Here is a 24,604-nt window from a genome sequence, read left to right on the forward strand (position 1 = left end):
GCGAAGATACGGCCCTACCCTTTCCTTGCCAGCCAATCGTGTTTGTACATGGCATACACCACATTCAACCGCGACGCTTCGCCAAAGTAGGCCACATTTTCTTCGCCAAGGTTCGTGGCGCCCAACCGCTCCATGGCCTTGCGTGACCGCCCGTTGTTGGCACCCACATGAAAAATAACCGTGTCAACAAATTGAAAAGCATGGTTCAGCATCAGGGCTTTTACCTGTGGATTGTACTGCCCACCCCAATGGCTGCGGGCAAAAAAAGTGTAGCCGATTTTCACTTCGCTGCGTTCGGGTACATAATCATAAAAACGACTGCTGCCAATGGCGGCGCCGGTGGCAGCATCTTCAATCAAAAACGCACCACCTGAGGCGAGTGCTCCTTCAAAATAAGTGCTGAACACTTCTCTTTTATACCTGTCGGGGTTGGGATGCTGCGCCCAAATCAATGGGTCGGATGCAACGGCATACAACCGTTCGAAATCGGCTGGCTGCAAGGGTTGCAGGCGAACCAGTGTATTGTGCAAATGCGTGGGCTGAAGTTGCATGCGTTGATTTTAGTGGCTTTAAAAATACAGGAGAACATCGGTTGATGTTTGATGAGTTCAACAAATCCAACTACAACGCACAGGCATTGCTGCCTGTTAAGAATTGTCTATAAATGACGACCAGCAGCAATAGCAATGAAGCGACAGCTATTTTGCGCCCAACTAACCACACGCCTCTATGAAGTATATTTTTACCCTGATTGTATTGACGTGCACGGCGCCATTGCTGCATGCGCAAACCGAAACCCGCATTGGTGCCAATTTTACTGCCGACCTTACTTTTTCCAACGACCTGAAGCCGGGGGTGGGGCTGGCACTGGAAAGAAAACTGACCAAACACAGCGGCCTCGAAACAGGCGTTTATTATCGCAACAATCCGGTACATTTCACCACTTATGTACAGGTGCCTCCGGGCGGCATGTTTGTGTTCAACAGCACGGTGGCTGAACGATTCATATCGGTGCCGGTGTTGTATAAATTCTATTCCCGCATTGTGAACATCAGCGCCGGGCCAACTTTCGATTTTTTGCTGGATGCCGTGCAAACCAAAGGCGCCCCCAATGTAGTGGTCACCAACTATGAAACCAGCAACAGCTTTGACATGGGCCTGATGCTGAAACTGGGCAAACAAATTAAACTGGCCAACCACTGGCTGTTGGAACCGGAGCTACGCCTCAATCCCTTGTTTAGCGGCGAAAGGGTGTATGGTGGTTTTTCGCTGGGTACACGGTATGTGTTCCGCTAAATACAATCCTTCTGAAAATGGCCCGTCACCATCGGCTGGTACCACTAAGCGAGGTAAAAAGCAGCCGGAAATTCTAGTTTTTTTGGACGCAGCTGTAGCGGATGGAACGGGGTTTCACGGAAGAATAGGCCTTGGCATAGTGGATGCAAAAGCCCTGAATGGACGACCTATTTTCAGGTGGTTTTACATCTTGCTGTAGTAACGGAATGGCACAGGCCGGGAGACTGCGATAGTTTTTTGCAAAACTTTTGTACAACGGGAGAACCAAATAGAACACCGATTGTTCAACATCGGGCGAAAGCTGAAGTGTGCAGATAGCTGAAGGGCTGCCGGATACGCAGGGGTAGCCCCGACGTCCCGATAGCTATCGGGAGTCGGGGCCGGAGCGCAGCGGAGCCCGAAGTAGCCGGAACAGCAGCTGATTGGTGCAGATAGCCGACAGCCCCCATTAAAAAAAATGTAGCACCCGGAATAGAAATAGAAACTGAAGACAACAAATTGTATGACCAAAAAATGCTTGAGAAAATGGATGCTGGCCCTGGTGGGCAACATACTGAGCCTGGTAGTAATAGCACAAGGAACGGCCAGCCTGAGTGGCAACGTGATTGATAAAAATACCTTGCAGCCACAAAGCGGTGCAACGGTAGTTCTGCAGCCCGGCAACAAGGGCACTACCACCGATGCAGCGGGTAACTTTCGGCTCACCAACCTGGCCCCCGGCTCGTACAGCCTGACGGTAAGCTCGGTAAACTATCAGCCCAAAACCATCAGCAACCTGGTGATAACAACAGGTAACGAAACGGTATTGACGATAGAGCTGGAAGCGAAAGTGAATCAGCTGGATAATGTGGTGGTGAGCGGCCGCAAAAACACGGCCAAAGCCACCAGCCTTGAAAGCCCGCTGAGCATACAGCGCCTTACCACAGAAGACATTAAAGCCAACCCCGGAGGCAACTTCGATATCAGTAAAGTGATTCAATCATTGCCCGGTGTAGGCGGCGGCGTAGGTGGCGGCGGCTTTCGCAACGACATCATTATACGTGGTGGCGCCCCCAGCGAAAACGTGTTTTACCTCGATGGTATTGAAGTGCCCATCATCAACCACTTTAGTACACAAGGCAGCGGTGGCGGCCCACAGGGTATTTTGAATGTGAGTTTTATTGAAGATGTAAAACTGAGCAGTTCGGCTTTTGATGCCCGCTACGACAATGCGCTGAGCAGTGTGTTTCAGTTTAAACAGAAGAACGGCAACGCAAACAGATTACAAGGCAACTTTAGATTGAGTGGAACCGAAGCGGCAGCTACGTTTGATGGTCCGCTGAGCAAGAACACAACGTTTTTAGCTTCGGCACGGCGCAGCTATTTGCAGTTTTTGTTTCAGGCGCTTGACTTGCCCATACGCCCCAACTACTGGGATTTTCAGTTGAAAACCACGACCAAGATTAATGCCAAAACCACCTTTAACGTAATTGGCATTGGTGCAATAGATGAGTTCAGTTTTGCAGCGTCGAAAGAAGCCACGCCGGAAAAACTGTATGCTATCAACAGCAGCCCCAGCATCAACCAATGGAGCTATACCATTGGTGCCAGTCTGCGCCGCCTTACCAACAACGGCTACTGGAACCTGGCCCTGAGCCGCAACACCCTCGACAACTCGGCTGAGAAATACGAAGACAACCAGGACCCGCAACTCACCGAGCAAACACTGCGGGTACAAAGTCGTGAAACGGAAAACAAACTGCGCTTTGATGTAACCAACAACTTTGATGGCTGGAAACTGAGCTACGGTGCGGTGGCTCAACTGGTGCAGTTTGACAACTCATTTAGCCAACGCTTTCGTGCTCCGCAATACGATGCCAATGGCAACCTGGTAGCACCTGCACAAATTATCAGCAGTTTTACAGATGCCAACTTTTTGCGCTATGGTGCATTTGTACAGGCTGGTAAAAGAATACTGAACGACCGGCTGGCACTGAGTGCCGGCCTGCGCATGGATGCGAATGATTTGCAGAACAGCGAAAGCAATCCGCTGCAACAGCTGAGCCCACGCATTAGTGCCAGCTATGCGCTGAGCAACCAATGGAATGTGAGTGCCAGCTACGGCATTTACTACAAGCTGCCTAGCTACACCCAACTGGCGTACCTGAATGCCATTCAGAGCAGCATTGTATACAACCCCGGCGATTACATCCGCAGCCGCCACGTGGTGGCCGGTGTGGAGTACCTGCCGAGTAACGCTACCCGATTTACGCTGGAAGGTTTTTACAAAAAATACAGCAACTACCCTGTGAGCCTGCTGGACGGCGTAAGTTTGGCCAACAAAGGCACCGACTTTGGTGCCATTGGCAACGAACCCGTAACCCAGGATGGCAAAGGCCGGGCGTATGGTATTGAATTTTTGCGCAGCAAAAACTGACCAAACGCTTCTTTGGTATTTTGAGCTATACTTTCTACCGTTCTGAATTCACCAACAGCAGCGGCGACTATGTACGTGCCAACTGGGACAACCGCCACCTGCTGAGCCTGACCTGGGGCTATAAGTTTAACCGCAACTGGGAACTGGGTTTGAAGTTTCGCTACCAGGGCGGTGCACCTTACACACCGTTTGACTTGATAGCCAGCCAGCAAAACTACCTGACGCTGGGCACGGGTGTTTTCAACTACAACCAGGCCAATACGCTGACGCTGCAATCATTCAATGCAGCCGATGTACGCATCGACAAAAAATGGAACTTCCGCAGATTTACGCTGGATGTTTTTCTGGATGTACAAAACTGGTATGGTGCTGCCAACCCCGGCCTGCCTAACTACACCTTTAAACGCAATGCAGACAACACTGCTTTTGTAACCACCAACGGGCAACCCATTCAGCAAAACGGCAGCAATGCTATACCTGTAATACTGCCGAATGATGAGGTAAGTATTTTACCTACCATTGGTTTTATCGTAGAGTTTTAAGACTATCTATTCTTAAATATGCAGCTACAGCAGCCCGATAAAATGGGCTGCTGTTTGTGTTTTTATGACCACTGATTATAAGCTGGTGTAAGCAGCAGAGACAATACAATTCACTCCTTAAAAACGACAGTTGACGGAGCAAATTGCTACAGTTGGGCAAAGTGTAAAAACCACAGCCCGACAATTGCTGTCATTACTGCAATTCAAACACAAACACTATGAAAGAAATGCTGTTTTCAAAGAAAATGTTGGTGCTGGCCGCCAGCGGATTGATGCTTGCTGCAACGGGTTGTAAAAAAGACAAAGACGATCCGGCCCCCAACACGGTGGTGAACGCTGTGGTAAATAATGGCTACAGCACTTTGGCCACTTTGGTAACCAATGCCGGCCTGATAGATGCATTGAATGGTGCAGGACCGTTTACCGTATTTGCACCTAACAATGCGGCATTCAATGGTGTAACTGCACCTACCGGAGCAGCTCTCACCAATCTGTTGACGTACCATGTGTTGTCTGGTCAGGGTTTGACTGCTGCACAGGTCATTGCATTGAGCAATGGCAATTTGGTGAAAGTAAACATGCTGAATGGTGACTCTGTATTTGTAAAAGCCAGCAGCGCCGGTGTATTTGTAAATGGTGTACAGGTAATACAAGCCGACCTTACTGCCAGCAATGGAGTGGTACATGGTTTGGGCAGAATACTCCAGCCACCAGTAGGCAACATCGTGGCTACCGCTGTTGCTACACCCGGCTTTGACTCATTGGTAAAAGCCGTAACTCGTGTGAGCACAGGTGCCACCGGTGCCGACAACATTGCTGACGTATTGAGCAATACCAATGGGCTTACTGTATTTGCGCCCACCAATGCTGCGTTCCAGGCCTTGTTTGCCAATGCTGCATTCCCTTTCCGCAATATTGATGCCATACCGGTAGCTACCCTCCGCACCGTGCTGCGCCACCATGTGGTTACAGCCCGTGCATTTAGCAACGACCTTGCCAATGGCAACCTCGGCATGGCCAATGGTAGCAATGCCACCGTTGCTGGCGTAGGTACCAGTGCGGTTACCATCAGCGGTAGTGGTACGGTGTTTAACAATGGTGCCGCCAATATTGCTCTCACCAATATTATGGCCCGCAATGGTGTGGTTCACGTTATCGATAAAGTGATTATTCCATAAGTTATTCCTTACAGATATGACGGCAACATTCCGGGTTCGAACCATGAATCCGGAATGTTGTTTATAACCGATTGCCATGCTTTTCTTCAATCATAAATACCGCTACTGGTTTGCACTGGCGCTGGCCGTGTACACTTACCTGAGCACCTTGTTTTGCAATGTGTACAGCTACTTTGGTATGGATGTGCAATGGTACACGGCATTGGGCAGCATTGTGGTGATTACGGTGGGCACCTGGGAAGCTGGCAGATTATTGTATCCGTTGTTTCATAAACTGCCGCAAAAAGAAGATCTGATTATTCGCAATCTGTTGGTGTACTGGATGGCTGCCGGTGTAGCCAGCGGACTCTTTACTGTTGCCGTTGTCTTTGCCTTCGACCGATTGTTTCACCACGCCCCAATTGATTTGTACAATCCACTCAAACTCACTCTCACGTATGCGTTGCTCATCAATCTGCTCTTTCATTTGCTGCATGCAGTGGCCTACTACATGGAGCGGTACAAAAACAAACAACTGGAAGCAGAAGAGTTGCTCCGTATGCACACACAGGCAGAGCTGCAAAGCATTAAATCGCAGGTGAATCCACATTTTTTATTCAACAACCTGAATGTACTGAGTGCACTGGTGCTGAAGCAAAGTCAGGATGCGAATCATTTTATTGAAGCCTTTTCCAACGTTTATCAATACATCTTGCGCAATCAGGAGAAAGAACTGATAGACCTGCAGCAAGAGCTGGATTTTCTGGAGCCCTACATTTACTTATTGCAACACCGGTTTCCCAACAGCATTCAACTCAACATTCAAATTGCAGCAGAAGCAAAGCAATTGCAGGTAGTGCCTGTGGCGTTGCAAATGCTGGTGGAGAATGCCATTAAGCACAACATTGTTTCGCCACAGCAACCATTGCAGATTCACATAACCAGCAGTGATAAAAAACAATTGACTGTAGCGAATAATTTACAACCCAAACGCAACAAAGCCGCATCGGGAAATGTTGGACTAGTGAACATTGATCAACGATATGCCATCACCACCGGTAAGCACATAGCGGTGAAAAACGATGGTCAACAGTTCAGCGTCAGTATTCCACTCATTCAAGTTCACACATATGCGGGTAGTTATCATTGAAGACGAACTATTGGCAGCCGAAAGGCTTCAACACCAGTTACAGGAGTACGATGATCAGATACAGGTAGTGGCTCATTTGTACAGCATTGCCGAAGCTGTGCAATGGCTGGAAACACACCGGCATCCCGATCTATTATTTCTCGATATACAGTTAGCGGATGGGTACAGTTTTGAAATTTTCAAGCAGGTAGATTACCGCAAGCCCATCATATTTACCACCGCCTTTGATCAGTATGCATTGGATGCATTTCAACTGCACAGCATTGCGTATTTGCTAAAGCCGGTTAGTGCCGGCATGCTGGCAAAATCACTGCAGAAGTACAAAGAACTTTGCACTCCGGTGTCTGCACAAACAGCGGCTGCGTTACTCCATACATTTGAGCAACCGGAATACAAAACCCGCTTCCTGGCTAAGTCGGGGCAAAAAATGTATTTCATTCCCTGCGACGATATCCGCTACTTTTTTGCAGAAGATAAAATTGTGTACCTCGTAGACAGAGACGGCAATAAATTCACGGTAGATTATACCATGGAGAAGCTGGAGAAATGCCTCGATCCCAAAGTATTTTTCCGCCTCAATAGAAGTTACCTGGTGCATCAGCAAAGTATTTTTCAGATAAAACCGTATGTAAACAGCCGCTACAAACTCATGCTGCGCAGTGCCGGCAAGCAAGAAGAAGTCATCCTGAGCAGAGAACGGGTGAGAGACTTTAAAGCCTGGGCAGAAGTGTAATAAAAATCACAGAGTCATTTCAATGGATGATTAGTTTTGTGTCATGAAAGCACACTGTATACATAACACACGTACATCAATTTTATTCAGATAGATTTTTTAGCAGCCTTTGGCTGCTATTTTTTTACCCCACAATCTTTTGGACATGGACGTAGAGATACTTTCCCGGATTCAATTTGCATTCACTATTGCCTTCCATTACATCTACCCGCCGTTGAGTATTGGGCTCGGTGTTGGTTTGGTCATAATGGAAGGCATGTTTCTAAAAACAAAAGAGCCGGTTTATGAAAAAATGACCCGCTTCTTTGTAAAAATCTTTGCCCTCATTTTCGGCATTGGTGTAGCTACGGGCATCGTAATGGAATTTGAGTTTGGCACCAACTGGGCAGTGTACTCTCGTTATGTAGGAGATGTATTTGGCAGTGCTCTTGCCGCAGAAGGTATTTTTGCTTTTGCACTGGAAAGCGGATTCCTTGGCATACTATTATTTGGCTGGAATAAAGTATCACCAAAAGTGCATTTTCTATCCACCATTATGGTTACACTGGGCAGCATGTTTAGCGCCATTTGGATAGTAGTAGCCAACAGCTGGCAGCAAACACCTGCCGGCTACAAAATAGTGGGCGAAGGCATGGAAGCCCGAGCAGAGATTACAGATTTTTGGGCCATGGTTTTTAACCCCAGTTCGGTGGAACGCATTATGCATGTGTGGATAGGGGCATTTCTTGCTGGTGCTTTTCTAATCATGAGTATTGCCGCCTGGTACCTGTATAAAAACAAATACCAGGACTTTAGCAAAAAGGCTTTTGGCATCGGCCTGGTAATAGCGTTGATAGCTGCGTATGCACAATTGGTAACAGGTCATAGCAGTGCAGAGGTGGTAGAACAATACCAACCCGCAAAACTGGCCGCCATGGAAGGCCATTGGGATAGTAGCGGTGCAGCCGACATGTATTTATTTGGTTACATCGACAAAAAGAAAGAAGAGACTGTTGGATTGAAAATACCCGGAGGACTGAGCTTTTTAACGCACCAGGATTTCAATGCGCCAGTTACAGGTTTGAAAGCTTTTAAACCGGAAGATCGTCCGGGTTCTCTCAACATCACCTTTCAGAGTTACCATATTATGATTGCCATCGGTATGCTACTGATATCACTTACCAGCTATGCAGCATGGCTTTGGAGGCGTAACAAGTTGTTTGAAAAGAAATGGCTAATGCTCGTATTTGTGTGGGCGGTATTTCTGCCACAAATTGCCAATCAGGCAGGTTGGTTTGCAGCCGAAACAGGCCGCCAACCCTGGGTAGTGTACAATTTGCTGCGCACCAGCGATGCATTGTCGCAAAGTGTTCAAAAAGAGCAGGTCATGTTTTCTTTGATTTTGTTTTCATTGGTATACCTGGTTTTATTTATGCTGTTTATTTACCTGTTGAATAAGAAAATCACCCACGGCCCATGGCATACCGATAGCGACAAACACAGCAGCCGCCACAGCGATATGGCAACAGAATTGAGCAAACCTTCATCACAATCCTAAACAAACCACAATCATGGATACACTATTGGGAATTGATTATGCCACATGGTGGTTTCTCGTTATTGGTGCCACATTCACCGGATACGCCATTCTGGATGGATTTGATTTAGGTGCTGGGGCAATTCATCTTTTCTTAAAAAAAGAAGAAAGCCGACGCATAGCCCTCAATGCCATTGGCCCTGTGTGGGATGGCAATGAAGTGTGGCTGGTAATAGGCGGCGGCGCTTTGTTTGCAGGCTTTCCCAAAGTGTATGCTTCTGTATTTTCCGCATTCTACATCCCTTTTATGTTGTTTTTGGTTGCCCTTATTTTCAGAGCCATCAGCATTGAATTTCGTAGCAAAGAGCCTATGCTTTGGTGGCGCAAAATGTGGGATGTTTCTTACAGCATTTCCAGCATTGTTATAGCATTGGCACTGGGTGTAGTACTGGGCAATGTAATGGTAGGCCTACCTATAGATGCGCAGGGAAACTATCAGGGTACCACGCTAGATTTTCTTAATCCGTTTGCAATGCTAACCGGCGTAACTACGTTAGCGTTATTCATGATGCATGGTGCTATTTATCTGGTAATGAAAACAGAAAAAAGACTGTACACAAAACTCACCATCATTGTAAAAAACAGCACCATCTTTTTTGTCATCTCATTACTCTTACTGAGCTTTTATACGCTGTTATACGTACCGCACATGGCAGAAAGCATTCGTTGCAACAGTTGGCTATTCATTATTCCCATTGGTATGGTACTGGCTACTGCCAATGTAGCCCGTTGCATTAGTCAACAGCGCTACCGTATAGCCTTTTTCTCATCGGCATTAAACATTGCTTTGCTGCTGGTGGTAGTAGCGGTTAATCTCTTTCCAAATCTGGTACTTTCCAGCATCGACCCTGCGTATAATTTGACTGTAAATAATGCAGCGGCTTCAAATAAAAGCCTTTCCATTATGCTCACCGTGGCTGCCATTGGCGTACCGCTTGTAGCAGTGTATACCACGTTTGTATTCTGGACTTTTAAAGGCAAAGTACACTTGGATGAAAATAGTTATTAACCCTCGTCAAGGCCCTGTTTTACCCGCCACATTTGTATGGCTACTGCCAATGCAATAAATATGAGCCCGGCAAAAAAAGTGCTGTGCAGGTATTGGTTTTCCTGAAAGAAAATAAAGGCGAGAAGAATGCCATACACCGGCTCAAGGTTGTAGGTAAGATTGAGCGTAACGGCAGAAATATGCTGCAATGCCTGAAGTTGCAAAAAGAAAGCCCACACGGTACAAACCAATGCCAGTACCAGCAGCCACAACCAGTCGAGTGGTGCGGGCAGCATGCTATCGCCACGCAGCATTACATAAGCTGGCATAGCTACGCTGAGTGTTATCAAGGCACCGCTCATTTCCCAAAAGGTCATTTGCAAACCATCGGCTTTGGCATTCACCATTTGCTTGTTGAGAATGGAAAACAAAGCACTCAAAGCAGCGGCGGCTACGCCAAGCATTATGCCCGTTTTGTATCTGGTATCAAAATGGAAAATGATGTAGATGCCCGCCATGCACATGAGGCCCAACAGCAGTTCAATCGGTCGCCATTTTCGCCGGGTGATAATGGGCTCCAGCAGGGCAGAAAAAAAACCGGCGGCAGAAAAACAAACCAACGCAATAGACACATTGCCATACTTGACACTGCCGAAAAAACACAACCAGTGAATGCCCACCAAGCTACCAATGCCCAACAGTTGCAGGATGGTTTTGCGGGTAGTGAGCACACTCTTTTTCAACCAGGCAAATAAGAGCAACAAAGCCACCACCGACAACAACAATCGCCACCAAACCAGTGCCGCTTCGTTGAGGGTAATGAGCTTGCCTAAAATAGCGGTAAAACCCGCCAACAATACCGCTATGTGCAATTTGATAAACGCCAACCGCATGTGGGCGAAAATACGCCGCCTGAGGTTTGGCGCAACATTTCATCATTTCAGTGACAGCAGCAGCGCCGAGTTTCATTATTATTGCTATCAACACAAGCTAATGCTATGGAACCCATTATCGTTCTCAAAAATCTTTGGAAAAGTTACAGTGGCACACCGGTACTCAAAGGCATCAATCTATCCGTGATGCCCGGACAGGTGATTGGCTACATTGGCCCCAATGGCGCTGGTAAAAGCACCACCGTAAAAATATTGTGCGGCCTCCTCTCCGACTTTGAAGGCGAAGTGCTGGTGGCAGGCAAAGACATTCGCAAAGAGCCGCTGGCAGCCAAGCAAAAAGTTGGTTTCATTCCAGAGCTGGCTGAGTTGTATGAAACACTAACGCCACACGAATTTTTGCACTTTATGGCCGCTTTGTATGGCATGGATGCACAGGTTGCAGAAGATCGCATGGCCAAGATGCTGGGAGCCTTTGGACTGGCAGGCAACCTGCATCAACGCATGGATACGTTTAGCAAAGGCATGCGGCAAAAAGTATTGATTACTTCCGGCTTGTTACACAATCCAGATATCATCATTATGGATGAACCACTGAGTGGCTTAGATGCCAACAGTGTCATCATCATTAAAGAACTGATAGGCAAACTGGCTGCTGAAGGCAAAACCATTTTTTACTGCAGCCACATGATGGATGTGGTAGAAAAAGTAAGTGACCGCATCATCCTCATCAATCAGGGCGAAGTAGTGGCCGATGGTAGTTTTGAAGAATTGAAATCGCAACAAGGCAACCAAAGCCTCGAAAGGATTTTTGCGCAGCTCACAGCTAGTGATTCCATCAATCAGGCAGCTTCCGATTTGCTGAGTGCTTTTCAATAAGTTCCTGACCATTCATCATGCTCATTAAGCCTTGTGTATGCCCAAGTTGAACATTATCAATCAATCATTACTCGGAGTTTTTATGTTGCCCAAAGCCTTGTACCGCAAGGCGGGAGCCAATACTACTCAACTCCGCACCATATTGGAATACAAACTGATGATGGACGACCGTCGTCCCAACAGCTTTCACCAAACCAGCCATAAAAAACAGGACAAACAAATTAGTATGGCCACGCTGGGCACCATGCTCATGTCGTTGTTCATGGGTTTGCTGTTCATCATTGCATTTTTCGCCAGCGAAGATGTACTCACCTGTGGCATTATTTACTTCAGCATGTTCATCATCATGCTGGCACTTACGCTCATTACAGACTTCACCAATGTACTAATCGATATCCGAGACAATTTCATCATTTTACCCAAGCCGGTAAATGATGCCACGTTTGTGATTGCCCGTATTGTTCATATCAGCATACACGTATGCAAGCTCATGTTGCCCATGGCGCTGCCGGGGCTCATTACAGCATTTGTAAAACTTGGCCCTATCGCTTGGTATTGCTTTATTGGCAGGTGTTTTGCTGTCAACGGTTTTTACCATTTTTCTCATCAATGCCATTTACTTGTTGGTATTAAAAGTGTCATCGCCACAGAAGTTTAAAAACATCATCAGCTATATACAAATTGTTTTTGCGGTGCTCATTTATGGTGGCTATCAAATTGTACCCCGACTGTTTGAAAAAAGTGTGTTGAAAAACACGGTAATTGGCGAAGCGCCTGCACTGCTGCTGGCGCCACCGTATTGGTTTGCTGCCTTACTGAAAGAAAGCACCCAGTTTTCCTCGCATCCTGTTGTGCTGATTGCTGCAGCATTGGCATTGCTCATGCCTGTGCTGGGCATCTATGTGGTGGTTCGTTTTTTTGCACCCACGTTCAACCAAAAGCTGGCGCAGATTTCCGGTAGTTCGGGAGAAGCTGCGGTAGCAAAAAAAGTAGCCGGCAACCGAACCACTTACAGCCAAATGATGGCCAACCTCTTTACCAATAAAGGAATTGAACAAGCATCGTTTTTGTTTAGCTGGCGCATGATGCTGCGCAACCGTGATTTCAAACTCAAAGTGTATCCGGCCATAGGTTACATGCTGGTGATTTTTGCAGTAAGTTTTTTGCGGGACAACAGCCTGAGTGATGTAGCCGAAGGACTTGATTTGTCATCGAGGAAAAGCAACATCACCATCATGATGTTGCTCTATATCACCGGTTTGGTTTCCATCACGTCTTTGGGGCAAATGAATTTTAGTGAGCACTACAAAGCCGCCTGGATGTTTCGGGTGACGCCCGTTGCCACTCCCGGGCCTATTTTGAGCGGCGCTGTCAAAGCATCCATTATCCAATTTCAACTGCCTGCATTTATGCTGGTGGCTGTGCTGCTTACCATCATCAACGGGCCGATGGCTTTGCTGCATGTTGGTGTAGCTTTTTGCAACCTGTCGCTCATGGCCGTAGCACTGGTCATGTTTAGCAATGATTATTTGCCATGGTCGGCGCCTGTCAACAAAAACAATCAGGGTTCATCGGTCATGAAAACACTGGCCCTGATGTTTGCATTGGGTATCCTGGGCCTGCTGCATTCACTGGCCTTTCCGTATTGGTGGGCTTGTGTAGCCTTGGGAGTACTTGCTGGTGCAGCAGCGTGGTTCAGCTTCCGGGATTTGCAAAAAACGGGATGGCATCGGTTGAAGACGTATCAGTATTGATGCTCTCACCACAGAGGTTTAGGAGGTAGCACAGAGGGACACAGAGAATTAGCGGAGTTGGCAGTATGCTCCCGATAGCTATCGGGATTACAAGGCATCGGTCTATCTACTTCAAACTGGACATTGATTTATTGGAACCACAAAGGCTCAAAGGAGACACGAAGGAGCACGAAGAGAAATAATTGAATGCTGTTGACTGCAAACTTGTGAACTAGTGAACTCGTAAACTTGTCAACCAGAAAACTACACCGCATTCCCGCTCCGCACTTTCTTGCGGTAGTTTTTGAACATACTGTTCCATTGAATTTTCAGCACACCAAGTACGCCTTCTTTTACAATGCCGGTGTTCATTTTACTCACACCCACTTTGCGATCTACGAAGGTGATGGGCACTTCTACAATTTTGTAGCCCAACTTCCACGATGCAAACTTCATTTCTATCTGGAAGGCATACCCCACAAAACGGATTTCATCAAAATTGATGTCATCGAGCACAGCACGTTTGTAGCATACAAAACCAGCTGTGGCATCCTTTACCGGAATCCAGGTAATCATGCGGGTGTACAAACTGCCGCCTCTTGAATAAATGTGTCGGTCGAGTGGCCAGTTTTCAATGCTGCCCCCTTTTACATAGCGGCTACCCACGGCCACATCGGCACCATTTTCGCAGGCTGCAACCAGCCTTGGCAAATCAGCAGGATTGTGGCTGAAGTCGGCATCCATTTCGCAGATATAATCGTAACCGCGGCTGAGTGCCCATTTGAAACCGTGAATGTAGGCGGTGCCTAAGCCAAGCTTACCGCTGCGTTGTTCTAAAAACAACGTGCCGTTGTACACCGGCAATAACTCCTGCACAATGGCAGCAGTGCCATCCGGCGAGCCGTCATCAATAATGAGCACATGAAAACCCGCCTGCAATTGCATCACTGCTTCGATGATGCCCCGGATATTGTCCCTTTCATTATAGGTGGGTATGATGACCAGCTTTTTCACAGAATTGTACACGATTGAATATCCGCAAACATACAATATCAACTTTTATGAACCGTGATGAGCTTGTGGCAATGGTTTGGTAAAAATACCAACACCCTGCTGCCGCTTGCTGCCACACCTGCAGCAGGTAGCAAGCCATGACCATTTCGTAGCCCACAAAAAAACGCTCCTGAAAGGCGGGAAATAACAGCCACCGTATGGCAATGACGCCCAGCATGCCGCCGAGCAACCACGGCCATTTAGGTTGTTGCACTGGCCATGTCATCAGCAACAACACAAAAAATAAGGGCAACCAGGTACCGCTCAACTGCCGGAAACTTCTGCCGGCATGTACCACATATTGCTTCAGCGATTGCGTCATGGAATAATTGAAATACCACTCCCAACTATTGCCAAACAACATAGGAATGATAAATGCCAGAATCAACAACAAGCCGCCAGCGATGAGGATTTTAGTCAAATGTTGTTTCCACAATTGAGTGAGTGATGCAGGGGACCACCACAGCAACAACACAGGAATGCACAACAACAACAAATCGATACGGGTAAGTGTGAGCAACAGCAGCAATACAAGCACGATAGCTTTTTGCCGGCCATGCCAAAACAACACATAAAATAAAGTAAGTGTAAGGAATGACGCTAATGCATCGGGTGTGGTAAGCCGGGCCAGTTGCGTAGCATAGCCAAATAACAACAATGTAGTCACTCCCAAATCCCAACCGGGTTTTACCATGCGCCGTACCCACAAATACAATACCGTGGCCATGCCTGCAAAGCCAATGATACCGGGTATCCGCATGGCTGTCCACCAATGCAGGCCCGCCTTATAGCCAGCATACACCATGCCTGTAAACAATGGCTTTACCCTATAAAAACCCAGCTGCGCTTCAAAGAAACTGGCATCATTCAGGCACTGCTCCCTATACGGCACTTCGTGCAACAAAGCAGGCACCACATCGGCAGGCAGTTGCTGCACGTTGGTAAATACTGCCTGATGCAACGCTGCACCCTGCATACCATCGTAGCCCAGCACCACACCGAGGTATGGAATTAAATCCCAGCTAAAAAAGTTGTTGTACAAAGAGAACCACGCTCCCACTGCCGTGGCCAAAACTATGACCAGCAACAACAGGAACGTACGCTGAAAAGAAGCCTGCATGTATCTGCTTATTTTTTGGCCAGCATCATTTTATGCAATATTTCCGTCAACTTTTGCTTGGTATGCTGCGGAAAGTCTCCCTGCATCATCCAATCGTAGTAGCTGCGTTCCATCCGCAATACATCTTCTACAACTTTGCCTTTATGCTTGCCAAAATTGAAAACGATTTTGCCTTCCTGCACAATCATGCGGCGGGCAAAGTCCACAATTTCATCATCACCCACGGCTTTCAAAATACTGTCTACCGTGTTGCCAATTTGCGGATAGCGGGCTACTTGTGCATCCAGCACTTCCCAAGTGGCAGTAGCATCTACTTCGGCACTATGGGCATTTTCCAATTCTTTGCTGCAGTAAAATTTATATGCGGCACTCAATGTACGTGGCTCCATCATGTGAAAAACTTTCTGCACATCTACCAGCTTACGGCCATCTACATTAAAGTCTTGCCCGGCACGTAAAAACTCTTCCACCAGCAGTGGTATATCAAACTTGTTGCTGTTGTATCCGGCAAGGTCACAGTTTTCCAAAAACTGTTTGATTTCGTTGCCCGCCTGTTTAAAAGTCGGCGCATCTTTCACCATTTCATTGGTGATGCCATGCACATCAATGGAAGACTGAGGAATCACCATCTCCGGATTGATGAGTTTCCGCTTGACTTGCTTGGTACCGTCAGGCAAAATTTTGACGATGGCAATTTCTACAATACGATCGGAAGACATGTTGATACCGGTGGTTTCCAAATCGATAAATGCCAATGGGCGGGTGAGACTGAGGTTCATAACAAGTAGCAGCTTTCCTGTGAAAACGATGATTTATAATTGAAGGTAGTTGAAAATTTACTGTGCCGGATTTCCAGTGGGCAATTGCATCAAACCGCCGAACAATTCCAACAGATTGATGCCCTCAAAAGTGCCGCTGCTCATGAGCAATACACTGGCATCTTTTACCTGCAGTTTTTCCATCCATTGCTGCAAAGCCGCAGCATCGTTGAGCACCTGCAAGTTAGGCTTGGCAAAGCCATCGGCTACCACCTGCTTATCCAGTGGCGGCATTTTTTTGATGGCCAATGCATGCTGGCTATAGTACACAGCAGCTTCGTCGGCCGCATCCAACGCCTGTTTGTAATGCGGCATAAAATCGGCATTCAAACTACTGTACGTATGAAGCTCCAGCAAGGCAATGAGTTTACGGTTGGGAAACTGTTGCTTTACCGCATCAATGGTGGCTTTCACTTTGCTGGGGGCATGGGCAAAATCACGATACACGGTGGTATGCTCATTTTGCAACAACACTTCCAAGCGTTTGGAAGCACCGGTAAAACTGCCGATGGCGGCAGCAAACTGAGCCGTGCTCACACCGGCTTCGGCACAAGCCAGCCGGGCGGCTTCCATGTTCAGCAAGTTGTGGTTGCCAAACACTTTGATGGCCGTTTCGGCACCGGGCCACAGCACAACTGTAGCACCGTTATCAATGCGATGCGCCGGCACACCATATGGAATAAACCGGATATCGCTGCGCAAATTGGCTTGCACCAATGCATGCAGCGTTTCGTCGGTTTGGTTGTAAATGAGAACACCGCCAGGTTCTATTTTCTGGATGAAAATGCTGAACTGCTCCAGGTAAAAATCGAATGTCGGAAACACGTTGATATGATCCCAGGCAATGCCTGTAAGAATGGCCACATGCGGAAACAGAAAATGAAACTTGGGACGTTTTTCTACCACGCTGGCGGGGTATTCGTCGCCTTCGCACACAATGATGGGCGCATTGGTTACCTGCACCGATTGGCTGAAGCCGGGCAACTTGGCCCCCACCAGATAATCGAAAGCCAGGCCTGATTGCTGCAGCACATGCATTATCATGGAAGTGGTGGTGGTTTTGCCATGGCTGCCGCCTACCACAATACGCTGTTTGGTTTTGCTTTCTTGAAAAATGTATTCCGGGAAAGAATATACCGGAATGCCGAGAGCCTGTGCCTTCAGCAGTTCGGGGTTGTCGGCACGGGCATGCATGCCCAAAATAACGGCATCGAGGCCGCTGTGAATATTGCTTTCGAACCAGCCGATTTGTGCAGGCAGCAAGCCGGCGGCTGCCAGGTTGCTTTTGGCGGGTTCAAAAATCTCATCGTCGCTACCAGTAATGGTATAGCCTTTGTGGTGCAGGGCCAGCGCCAGCTGGTGCATTACACTGCCTCCAATGGAAATAAAATGAATCGTCATACGTTTGAACTGAAAGCAGCAAAGTAAGGTCTTTAAGGGATGTTAATGAAAGCGCACCACAATTGGTCTTTTTTCAATGATTGAACATTTACAGGCATTCTGCTGTACCTTTAAATCTCAAATTTTATCCATCATGCGTAAAGTATTTGCATTGGCCATGATTGCAGTATTGGCCCTCGGCATCAGCAGCTGCGCCAGCAGCAAGCGTGGCATTGGCTGCCCCGGCAATCCTACGGCTATCCGTCGGTAATTGTTGCACCCCAAAGATTTAGGCTTCCGGATGTCGTGGAATCTACTCCAGTCGGCCGACCAATTGACGCAGCTCATTGCGCAGTCGGCCAGCAAACCGCAACTCATTTTTAAGCACAGTACCCGTTGCAGCATCAGTAGCATGGTGTTGCACAGGCTCGAACGTGCCGGACTGAACGACCAGCTCGACTGGCACCTGCTCGACCTCATTGCCCACCGGCAGCTCTCCAACCATATTGCCGAGCATTTTGATGTGTGGCACGAAAGCCCGCAGGTATTGCTCATCAAACAAGGCGAATGCATTTTTGATGAAAGCCACATGGGCATTCAGATGGCGGAGATTGTAGAGCAGGCTAGCAGTTGATACAACTGGTGATTTTGTCATAACCACAAGGGAATTGAGTTTTCTTTTCTTCCAACCCTTCATAAATCAATGTGGTTCATGTAGCAGCATTGTTACTTTCTTTTTCTTGAAAAAAGAAAGTAACCAAAGAAAATTCAAGGCAAACCCGATGCCTCCGGCCGTTTTGCCCGGCCAGCCCCTCCCCCTGTGTGATTTTTCTTTGAAACACTTTACTTGATTCACTACTTGTCTGCCTGATATTTTATTTTACTAAAGCAACACATAGGTTAATATTCTATTTCCTACCTGCATCCTCCCCTGTCTTTTTTCCGTAGATTTAGCTGATACATCAAAGCAATCGAAGGTATGCAGGTGACAATTTTTGGCGCCACCGGAATGGTAGGCAAGCAACTCATGATTCATGCACTGGCCAAGGGCTGGAAGGTGAACGCTTTTGGGCGCAATGTGGACAGCTTAATTGATGAAGACCTGCGTTCGGAGCAGTTGCACAGTATCAAAGGCTATGTGTTTGATGAAGGTGATGTACGCAAAGCCCTGCAAGGCAGCGATGCGGTACTATCGGCACTGGGCGGCGCTTTTGATGGCACCGACAAGGCCCGCAGCCTGGGCATCAAAAACATCATTGCCCAAATGAAAGCCACCGGCATTCGCCGCATTGTAGCACTCGGCGGGCTCGGCGTGTTGCCCGACGAAAACGGCAATTATGTAATGGATGCACCCGATTATCCTCAGGAATATGTACCCGTAGGGCAAGAGCACAAACAGGCCTTCGAATACCTGAAAGCATCGGGCCTCGACTGGACTTTTGTATGTGCTCCCAACATTTTACCCAAGGAAGCCGACAATCATTTTATGGCACTGGAAGAACACATGCCCAGCAGCTGGGAAATCAATGCCGGCAACCTGGCTTTGTTGATGGTACAGGAAATAGCGTTTCCACAATACCTCCACCATCGGGTAGGAATCAGCAATATTGTGGGCGATTAATACACCCATTTCCAATTACCATCAACCATTTCATTTGCAACTCATCACCACCCCCGACGAAGTAGCTGCGCTGGCTCTCGACCGTTTTGAAGAAAACGAGCATTTCAAAGCCCATCTCAAAACACTGGAACCGGAAGTGATAGATGAAGCGGTGATGCGCCTGAACAAGGAAGCCGAAGCCGGCATAGATTGCCTCGCCTGCGGCAAATGTTGCACCCGATTGATGGTAAATATTGATGACGCTGCAATCGTACGTCTCAGCGAAAGATTACAACTGACCGAAGCCCAATTCAGAGAACGCTTTGTAGAAGGCGGCTCCTTCATGTCTTTTCTCAATGCCATCCCCTGCCAGTTTCTGGACAATAAAGCCTGCCAGGTGTATGAGATAAGGCCCGATGAGTGTCGCAATTTTCCGCAGCTCGACAGGCCCGGTTTTACTACCCGTATGTTCGGCACTTTCAGCCACTACAGCATGTGTCCGCTCATTTACAATGTGGTGGAAGGATTGAAAAAAGAAACCGGATTTTTTACCGCATCGGCTTAGTAGGCTGTCCAGCCGCCATCTACCGGCAATGCAGTGCCCGTAAGGGTTGCAGCCGCATCGCTGGCTAAAAACACCGCCAGCTTGCCGAGTGTTTCTACAGGTATAAAATCTTTTACTGCCTGTCGGCCCAGCATTACTTTTTTCACCACTTCATCTTCGCTCATGCTGTGCACTTTCATTTGATCAGCAATCTGCTTTTCTACAATGGGCGTTTTTACATAACCGGGGCAAATGGCATTGCAGTTGATGTTGAACGGTGCTCCTTCCAACGCCAGCACTTTGGTAAGCCCCACCAGGCCATGCTTGGCCGCCACATACGCCGACTTAAATTCGGAGGCCGTTAAGCCGTGTGCAGAAGCAATGTTGATGATGCGTCCAAAACCATTGGCCTTCATGCCGGGCCATACTGCTTTGCTCAGGTAAAAAGCCGAGCTGAGGTTGATGCCCAAAATGGCTTCCCATTTTTCTGCCGGAAATTCATCGATGGGTGCCACGTATTGAATACCGGCATTGCACACCAGCACATCTATGCTGCCAAAATGTGCGATACCCTGTTGCACCATTTGCGCAATGGCATCGGGCTGCAACATGTTGGCATTCGAAAACAAACCTGCAACGGAATGCGCTGCTGCAAGTTCTGCAGTAATGGCTTCGCCGTTAGGCTCCAATCCGTTGAGGTAAAGATTGTATCCGGCATTGGCAAACTCACGGGCAATGCCCAAACCAATACCACTGGTACCGCCGGTAATCAACACTGTTTTTGGCATAGCAATCAATTGAATGCACAAGCTACAGGTCTGTACATTTTTACAGCACAAAAACTGTAGCCAATGGCCGCATTTTTCTGGTGAAAGTGCAGCCCAATGCCCTTATTACTCTGCTGCTATAAAATGAACGGCCACAATTTTATCGCCGCTGATGGTATAAATAGCGATGGCCGCCAAAGGGGGAACACCTTTTTTAAATACCACCGATTCCTGGTCAATCACGGTATTGCCTTGTACAATTCTGTTGACAAGCGTACAATGCAAATCGGGAGTTTGGGCAAACATACCTGTGTATTCCTGCCGCATGGTTTCCTTGCCTTTGTACAACAGTTTGTTGGGAAACATATAGACTGCCACTGTATCGGCATAAGGTTGTAAAAAAGCATTGATGTCACGTTTGTTGTACGCATCCAATTGCTGCTGTGCCAGCTGTGCCGGCAGGCTGGGCGTAGTTTGTGCAAAGGCATTACCAGCCATCAACAGCAAACACATGCTGAGGAAAAAAGGGATGCATTTTTTCATAGGATAAATTATTGCGAGAATGTAAGACTGCCAACTGTTTTCCACAAGCTTAACAGCATACAATTTGTAAACACGAATTCAAGCACTTTTACCAAAAGAAGCCAACGTGACGATTTCAGCTTTTATACAACGCACCCTTTTTTTGTTGATGGCCGCAAGTCTGGCTGCTGTTGCAACAGCACAAAACAGTAGCCTGCAGCCTGTGTTGCAAACCGGGCATGAGGATGATATTTTGTTTGCAGATGCAGATGCTTCGGCACAAGTATTGGCCACGGCGGATAAACACAACGTAATACTTTGGAACAGCAGCAATGGCCGGCAGTTGCGCAAAATCACCAGCGGGCAAACCATCAGGGGGATGGCCCTGTGCAACAAAGCATCGCAGCTGGCTATTCTTTTGTACGACTACGGCATTGTGTCGGCTTTGTATTGGTACAATACACAAACCGGGGCACTCACAGACAGCGTCAGCTTTAAACAAACCAATGGATGGGGCAGTTCTTTTCCGCCATTGGATGCCCTCATTAGCAGTGGCCAAAACGATGAAGTAGCCGTTCGTTCTTTCAGCACTTTGCAGCTCATCAATCTTACTACGAAACAGCGCAGCCCGGCAATTGAATTGTTTTCTTACGACAATCAGATAGCCTACAACCCAGCAACACAACGCTGGCAGATTGCTGCCAACCGAAACGACCAGGTGGAGCTACATTACATCAACGACAGCTATACCAAACAGCTTCAAACCATTTACGACCGCAGCGAAAAGCCGATGGCGCTTGGCTTTCATGCATCGGGTAAAATGGCCATGCTACTGGCGCCCGACAAGCTGATGATTTTTAACGACGCAGATACCACTTTGCAGGAAGAAACACTACCCGTCAGTAACAACCTTCGGAGTTATGAGCACTATGATATTCGTTGGAATATTGCGGGCAATTTGTTGCTCTGCAATATAGGGCAAGATGCCCATGTGTATGATGCCCATCAGCAAACATGGATCAACGATAAAAACGATGCTTTGAAATACGCAGAGCATGTATTGGCGATTGATGACAACAATGATAAAATAGCAGCGATAGGCAAGCAATTGCCCTATATTCTTCGCTGGCCACAGCAACAAAACTTTACCAGTTTTGATACCAAAGTGATGAGCCTGCAACAGCTGCGATTTTCACCCAACGGAAAAATCCTGTCATCGGTTCCCGGCATCACGTTTGCAGATTATAGCCATGTAGTTGACCTCAGCACCGGCAGGCTGATGCACAACCGCAATTATCCACTGGGTATTTACCAATGGCTTAGCGATTCGCTGGTGCTCACCACCGTACCCGATGATTACGGTGACAAACCAAAGCTGGCACAGGTTTGCAATTTGTATACGGGCCATGTGTTGCGAACTTTTGTACACCCCAAAGCCGAAAAAAAACCGGAAGCAGCCTTGCTTTCACCAGACGGTAAAGTCTTTGCCAGCATCAATGCATTGTACAAAGAACTGGTGGTATTAAAAGGACCGAATTTCAGTCAGCAAACAAGGATGCTGCTGCCTACTACCACTTCCACGCACATTGAATTTACGCCAGATAGCCGCTACCTCATTGTGGGTAGTGAAAGCCTCCGCATTTATGATATTCAAAGCAACAAATGGAAGGTATTGAGAGACACGGCAAGGGTGTACAGCATCGATAATTTTACGGTAACGCCAGACAGTAAAGAATTGTGGTTTGAGCTGTTGGATAGCAATGTAGAAACCGTCATCTACAGCTACAGCTTTTCAACCGGCGAATACCGATTGAAAAGAAAATCGGACACACTCATCAGCATCATCAAACATCATCCCACCAAACCCATGTATGCTATTGGTTATTTCAATGGTGTGGTGGAAATACGGGATGCTCAAACAGATGGCATTTTGTTTCGGCAAAAAGTGCATGATGCAGTTGTGGATGAAGTATTGTTTCACCCGACCAGAAATTGGGTAAGCACCTTGGGCAGCGACCAATTATTGCGTTGCATCGATATCGACAAACAAAGCCTTCAATACAGCATGGCGTTGCTGAGCAATGCGGCAGAAAAAGGACCTGCCATTTTTACCCCCGACCGCTATTACATGATGCCGCCCACACTCACTACCGAAATGCATTTTGCCAAAGGCTTTCAAACCTACTCCTTCGCCCAGTTTGACCTGCAGCTGAACCGCCCCGACATTGTATTGCAACGCATGGGCGAAGCAGCGCCAGAGCTGATACAGATGCAACAAAAAGCTGCAGAACGCCGCTGGCAAAAAGCAGGCATGACGGCCGCACAAGATTTGCAGGCATTCGACAGCATGGAGCCTTTGCTACTGTACAACCGCAAGGAGCTCAGCAACAGCAGCACAGAGCCGGTGGTTGAGTTGCAGTTTATTACCCGATATGCTGCGGCAAACATCAAACAACTAACGGTGTATGTAAACGGGCAGAAAGCCTACACCGGAAAAGCAGGTACCAACCGCTGGAAAATTCCTGTAGCACTCAGCACGGGCACTAACCTTATTGAAGCTGCGTATCTCAACAACAATGGCACCGAAAGCCTGCGGGAAAGTATCGACATTACTTACGAACCCGTAACACCTGTTGAGGCTCGTACCTATTACATTGGCATTGCGGTATCGCACTACGCCGACAGCAATTACAATTTGCAGTATGCTACCAAAGATGTACAGGATATTGCGCAGCGTTTTCAACAGCAATACAGCAATGCATCTGTGCATTTGTACACCGACACAGCAGTGACGCTGTCCTTACTCGACCGCATTCATCAAATGCTGCAACAAACTACCGTGCACGACCGGGTGATTGTGTCTTACTCGGGCCATGGCCTGTTGGATACGGGTTACAATTTTTACCTCGCCAGTTATGCAACCAGCTTTGAGCAACCAGCCTTGCACAGCATTCCGTACAACAGTCTCACCAATATTTTTACAGATGTACCAGCCAGACAAAAACTCTTGCTGATAGATGCCTGCCACAGCGGTGAAATAGACAAAGAAAATGTGCAGTTCAACTTTGGCAACAGCATGGCAGCCAAACCTGTGGGGCGTAGCAGCATTCGCAAAGTGCAACGCAAAACACAGCTAGGCAATACCGTGAAGCTGATGGAAACTTATTTCACCGATGTGTCGAAAGATTTGGGTGTCAATATCATTTCCGCTGCAGCGGGTGAAGAGTATGCACTGGAAAGCAGTGAGTGGAATAATGGCGTTTTTTCGTACAGTTTTATGCAGGCTTTGTTTGATAAAAAAGCGGACAGCAACTACGATAAAAAAATAACGCAAACAGAGTTGCGCAAATACATGCAGCAGCGGGTACAGGAACTCACCAGTGGCAAACAGCAACCCACCAGCCGCAGTGTAAATGCCAGCTACGACTGGGCGTTTTAAG

Annotated in this window: 23 protein-coding genes; 15 read left to right on the forward strand and 8 right to left on the reverse strand. The window is 47.5% G+C overall.

The annotated features are described in order from the left end of the window. Positions 1 to 14: 14 nt before the first annotated feature. Positions 15 to 551, reverse strand: coding sequence for a GNAT family N-acetyltransferase (locus GLV81_RS13285; RefSeq protein ID WP_157479296.1), 537 nt, complete (start codon positions 549 to 551; stop codon positions 15 to 17). Positions 552 to 729: 178 nt separating this feature from the next. Between GLV81_RS13285 and GLV81_RS13290 the strand changes: the two genes are divergently transcribed. From GLV81_RS13290 to cydB, 8 genes are all read left to right on the forward strand, one after another. Beyond that, positions 730 to 1,296, forward strand: coding sequence for an outer membrane beta-barrel protein (locus GLV81_RS13290; RefSeq protein ID WP_157479297.1), 567 nt, complete (start codon positions 730 to 732; stop codon positions 1,294 to 1,296). Between the two features lie 502 nt (positions 1,297 to 1,798). Continuing rightward, complete coding sequence (locus GLV81_RS13295; protein WP_197428312.1) at positions 1,799 to 3,712, forward strand: TonB-dependent receptor; 1,914 nt, start codon at positions 1,799 to 1,801, stop codon at positions 3,710 to 3,712. Between the two features lie 20 nt (positions 3,713 to 3,732). Then, positions 3,733 to 4,254, forward strand: coding sequence for a hypothetical protein (locus tag GLV81_RS19510; RefSeq protein WP_197428313.1), 522 nt, complete (start codon positions 3,733 to 3,735; stop codon positions 4,252 to 4,254). A 218-nt stretch (positions 4,255 to 4,472) separates the two neighbouring features. Then, positions 4,473 to 5,432, forward strand: coding sequence for a fasciclin domain-containing protein (locus GLV81_RS13300; RefSeq protein ID WP_157479298.1), 960 nt, complete (start codon positions 4,473 to 4,475; stop codon positions 5,430 to 5,432). A gap of 76 nt (positions 5,433 to 5,508) precedes the next feature. Beyond that, positions 5,509 to 6,561 (forward strand): sensor histidine kinase, encoded by a 1,053-nt coding sequence (locus tag GLV81_RS13305; protein ID WP_157479299.1) that lies wholly within the window; start codon positions 5,509 to 5,511, stop codon positions 6,559 to 6,561. Next, positions 6,542 to 7,294, forward strand: a complete 753-nt coding sequence (locus tag GLV81_RS13310) for a LytR/AlgR family response regulator transcription factor (RefSeq protein ID WP_197428314.1) — start codon at positions 6,542 to 6,544, stop codon at positions 7,292 to 7,294. Before GLV81_RS13305 ends, GLV81_RS13310 begins: the two co-directional genes overlap by 20 nt. A gap of 145 nt (positions 7,295 to 7,439) precedes the next feature. After that, entirely contained in the window at positions 7,440 to 8,831 is a 1,392-nt protein-coding gene (locus tag GLV81_RS13315) for a cytochrome ubiquinol oxidase subunit I (RefSeq protein ID WP_157479301.1), read from the forward strand. Positions 8,832 to 8,844: 13 nt separating this feature from the next. Further along, on the forward strand, positions 8,845 to 9,879 hold the full coding sequence (gene cydB / locus GLV81_RS13320; protein WP_157479302.1) for a cytochrome d ubiquinol oxidase subunit II: 1,035 nt from the start codon (positions 8,845 to 8,847) through the stop codon (positions 9,877 to 9,879). On the opposite strand, the gene GLV81_RS13325 is transcribed toward cydB, so the two are convergent. Continuing rightward, positions 9,876 to 10,751 carry a DMT family transporter gene (locus GLV81_RS13325; protein WP_157479303.1) on the reverse strand — a complete coding sequence of 292 codons (876 nt, stop codon included), beginning with the start codon at positions 10,749 to 10,751 and terminating at the stop codon, positions 9,876 to 9,878. The two genes, cydB and GLV81_RS13325, sit on opposite strands and share 4 nt — an antisense overlap. A gap of 105 nt (positions 10,752 to 10,856) precedes the next feature. Here GLV81_RS13325 and GLV81_RS13330 point away from each other — a divergent pair, with 105 nt between their 5' ends. The 3 genes from GLV81_RS13330 to GLV81_RS13340 are packed head-to-tail and all read left to right on the forward strand — an operon-like array spanning position 10,857 to position 13,381. Next, positions 10,857 to 11,627, forward strand: coding sequence for an ABC transporter ATP-binding protein (locus GLV81_RS13330; protein WP_157479304.1), 771 nt, complete (start codon positions 10,857 to 10,859; stop codon positions 11,625 to 11,627). A 37-nt stretch (positions 11,628 to 11,664) separates the two neighbouring features. Beyond that, positions 11,665 to 12,285: a hypothetical protein gene (locus tag GLV81_RS13335; RefSeq protein ID WP_157479305.1), complete on the forward strand. Its 621-nt coding sequence runs from the start codon at positions 11,665 to 11,667 to the stop codon at positions 12,283 to 12,285. Beyond that, positions 12,248 to 13,381 carry a hypothetical protein gene (locus GLV81_RS13340; RefSeq protein WP_157479306.1) on the forward strand — a complete coding sequence of 378 codons (1,134 nt, stop codon included), beginning with the start codon at positions 12,248 to 12,250 and terminating at the stop codon, positions 13,379 to 13,381. Before GLV81_RS13335 ends, GLV81_RS13340 begins: the two co-directional genes overlap by 38 nt. A gap of 243 nt (positions 13,382 to 13,624) precedes the next feature. Here GLV81_RS13340 and GLV81_RS13345 read toward each other — a convergent pair whose 3' ends face one another. The 4 genes from GLV81_RS13345 to GLV81_RS13360 are packed head-to-tail and all read right to left on the reverse strand — an operon-like array spanning position 13,625 to position 17,752. Beyond that, positions 13,625 to 14,374 (reverse strand): polyprenol monophosphomannose synthase, encoded by a 750-nt coding sequence (locus GLV81_RS13345; RefSeq protein WP_157479307.1) that lies wholly within the window; start codon positions 14,372 to 14,374, stop codon positions 13,625 to 13,627. Continuing rightward, the gene (locus GLV81_RS13350) at positions 14,343 to 15,533 is read right to left on the reverse strand and encodes a hypothetical protein (RefSeq protein WP_157479308.1); all 1,191 of its coding nucleotides are present in this window, start codon (positions 15,531 to 15,533) and stop codon (positions 14,343 to 14,345) included. The genes GLV81_RS13345 and GLV81_RS13350 overlap by 32 nt, the downstream gene beginning before the upstream one ends. An 8-nt stretch (positions 15,534 to 15,541) precedes the next feature. Continuing rightward, complete coding sequence (locus tag GLV81_RS13355) at positions 15,542 to 16,312, reverse strand: 3'-5' exonuclease (protein ID WP_157479309.1); 771 nt, start codon at positions 16,310 to 16,312, stop codon at positions 15,542 to 15,544. A gap of 57 nt (positions 16,313 to 16,369) precedes the next feature. Then, positions 16,370 to 17,752, reverse strand: a complete 1,383-nt coding sequence (locus GLV81_RS13360) for a UDP-N-acetylmuramate--L-alanine ligase (protein WP_157479310.1) — start codon at positions 17,750 to 17,752, stop codon at positions 16,370 to 16,372. A 280-nt stretch (positions 17,753 to 18,032) separates the two neighbouring features. Between GLV81_RS13360 and ytxJ the strand changes: the two genes are divergently transcribed. From ytxJ to GLV81_RS13375, 3 genes are all read left to right on the forward strand, one after another. Further along, positions 18,033 to 18,365, forward strand: a complete 333-nt coding sequence (gene ytxJ / locus GLV81_RS13365; RefSeq protein WP_157479311.1) for a bacillithiol system redox-active protein YtxJ — start codon at positions 18,033 to 18,035, stop codon at positions 18,363 to 18,365. 345 nt (positions 18,366 to 18,710) lie between these two features. Next, the gene (locus GLV81_RS13370; RefSeq protein WP_157479312.1) at positions 18,711 to 19,352 is read left to right on the forward strand and encodes an NAD(P)-dependent oxidoreductase; all 642 of its coding nucleotides are present in this window, start codon (positions 18,711 to 18,713) and stop codon (positions 19,350 to 19,352) included. 34 nt (positions 19,353 to 19,386) lie between these two features. Next, positions 19,387 to 19,896, forward strand: a complete 510-nt coding sequence (locus GLV81_RS13375; protein ID WP_157479313.1) for a YkgJ family cysteine cluster protein — start codon at positions 19,387 to 19,389, stop codon at positions 19,894 to 19,896. Here GLV81_RS13375 and GLV81_RS13380 read toward each other — a convergent pair. Both GLV81_RS13380 and GLV81_RS13385 read right to left on the reverse strand, forming a co-directional pair. Next, on the reverse strand, positions 19,893 to 20,663 hold the full coding sequence (locus GLV81_RS13380) for a 3-hydroxybutyrate dehydrogenase (protein ID WP_157479314.1): 771 nt from the start codon (positions 20,661 to 20,663) through the stop codon (positions 19,893 to 19,895). The genes GLV81_RS13375 and GLV81_RS13380 overlap by 4 nt on opposite strands. A gap of 105 nt (positions 20,664 to 20,768) precedes the next feature. Next, positions 20,769 to 21,185 carry a nuclear transport factor 2 family protein gene (locus tag GLV81_RS13385; RefSeq protein ID WP_197428315.1) on the reverse strand — a complete coding sequence of 139 codons (417 nt, stop codon included), beginning with the start codon at positions 21,183 to 21,185 and terminating at the stop codon, positions 20,769 to 20,771. Positions 21,186 to 21,291: 106 nt separating this feature from the next. On the opposite strand from GLV81_RS13385, the gene GLV81_RS13390 reads away from it, so the two are divergent. Then, positions 21,292 to 24,603 (forward strand): caspase family protein, encoded by a 3,312-nt coding sequence (locus tag GLV81_RS13390; protein WP_157479315.1) that lies wholly within the window; start codon positions 21,292 to 21,294, stop codon positions 24,601 to 24,603. Position 24,604 lies beyond the last annotated feature (1 nt).

Source organism: Phnomibacter ginsenosidimutans (genome assembly GCF_009740285.1).
GTDB classification, from domain to species: domain Bacteria; phylum Bacteroidota; class Bacteroidia; order Chitinophagales; family Chitinophagaceae; genus Phnomibacter; species Phnomibacter ginsenosidimutans.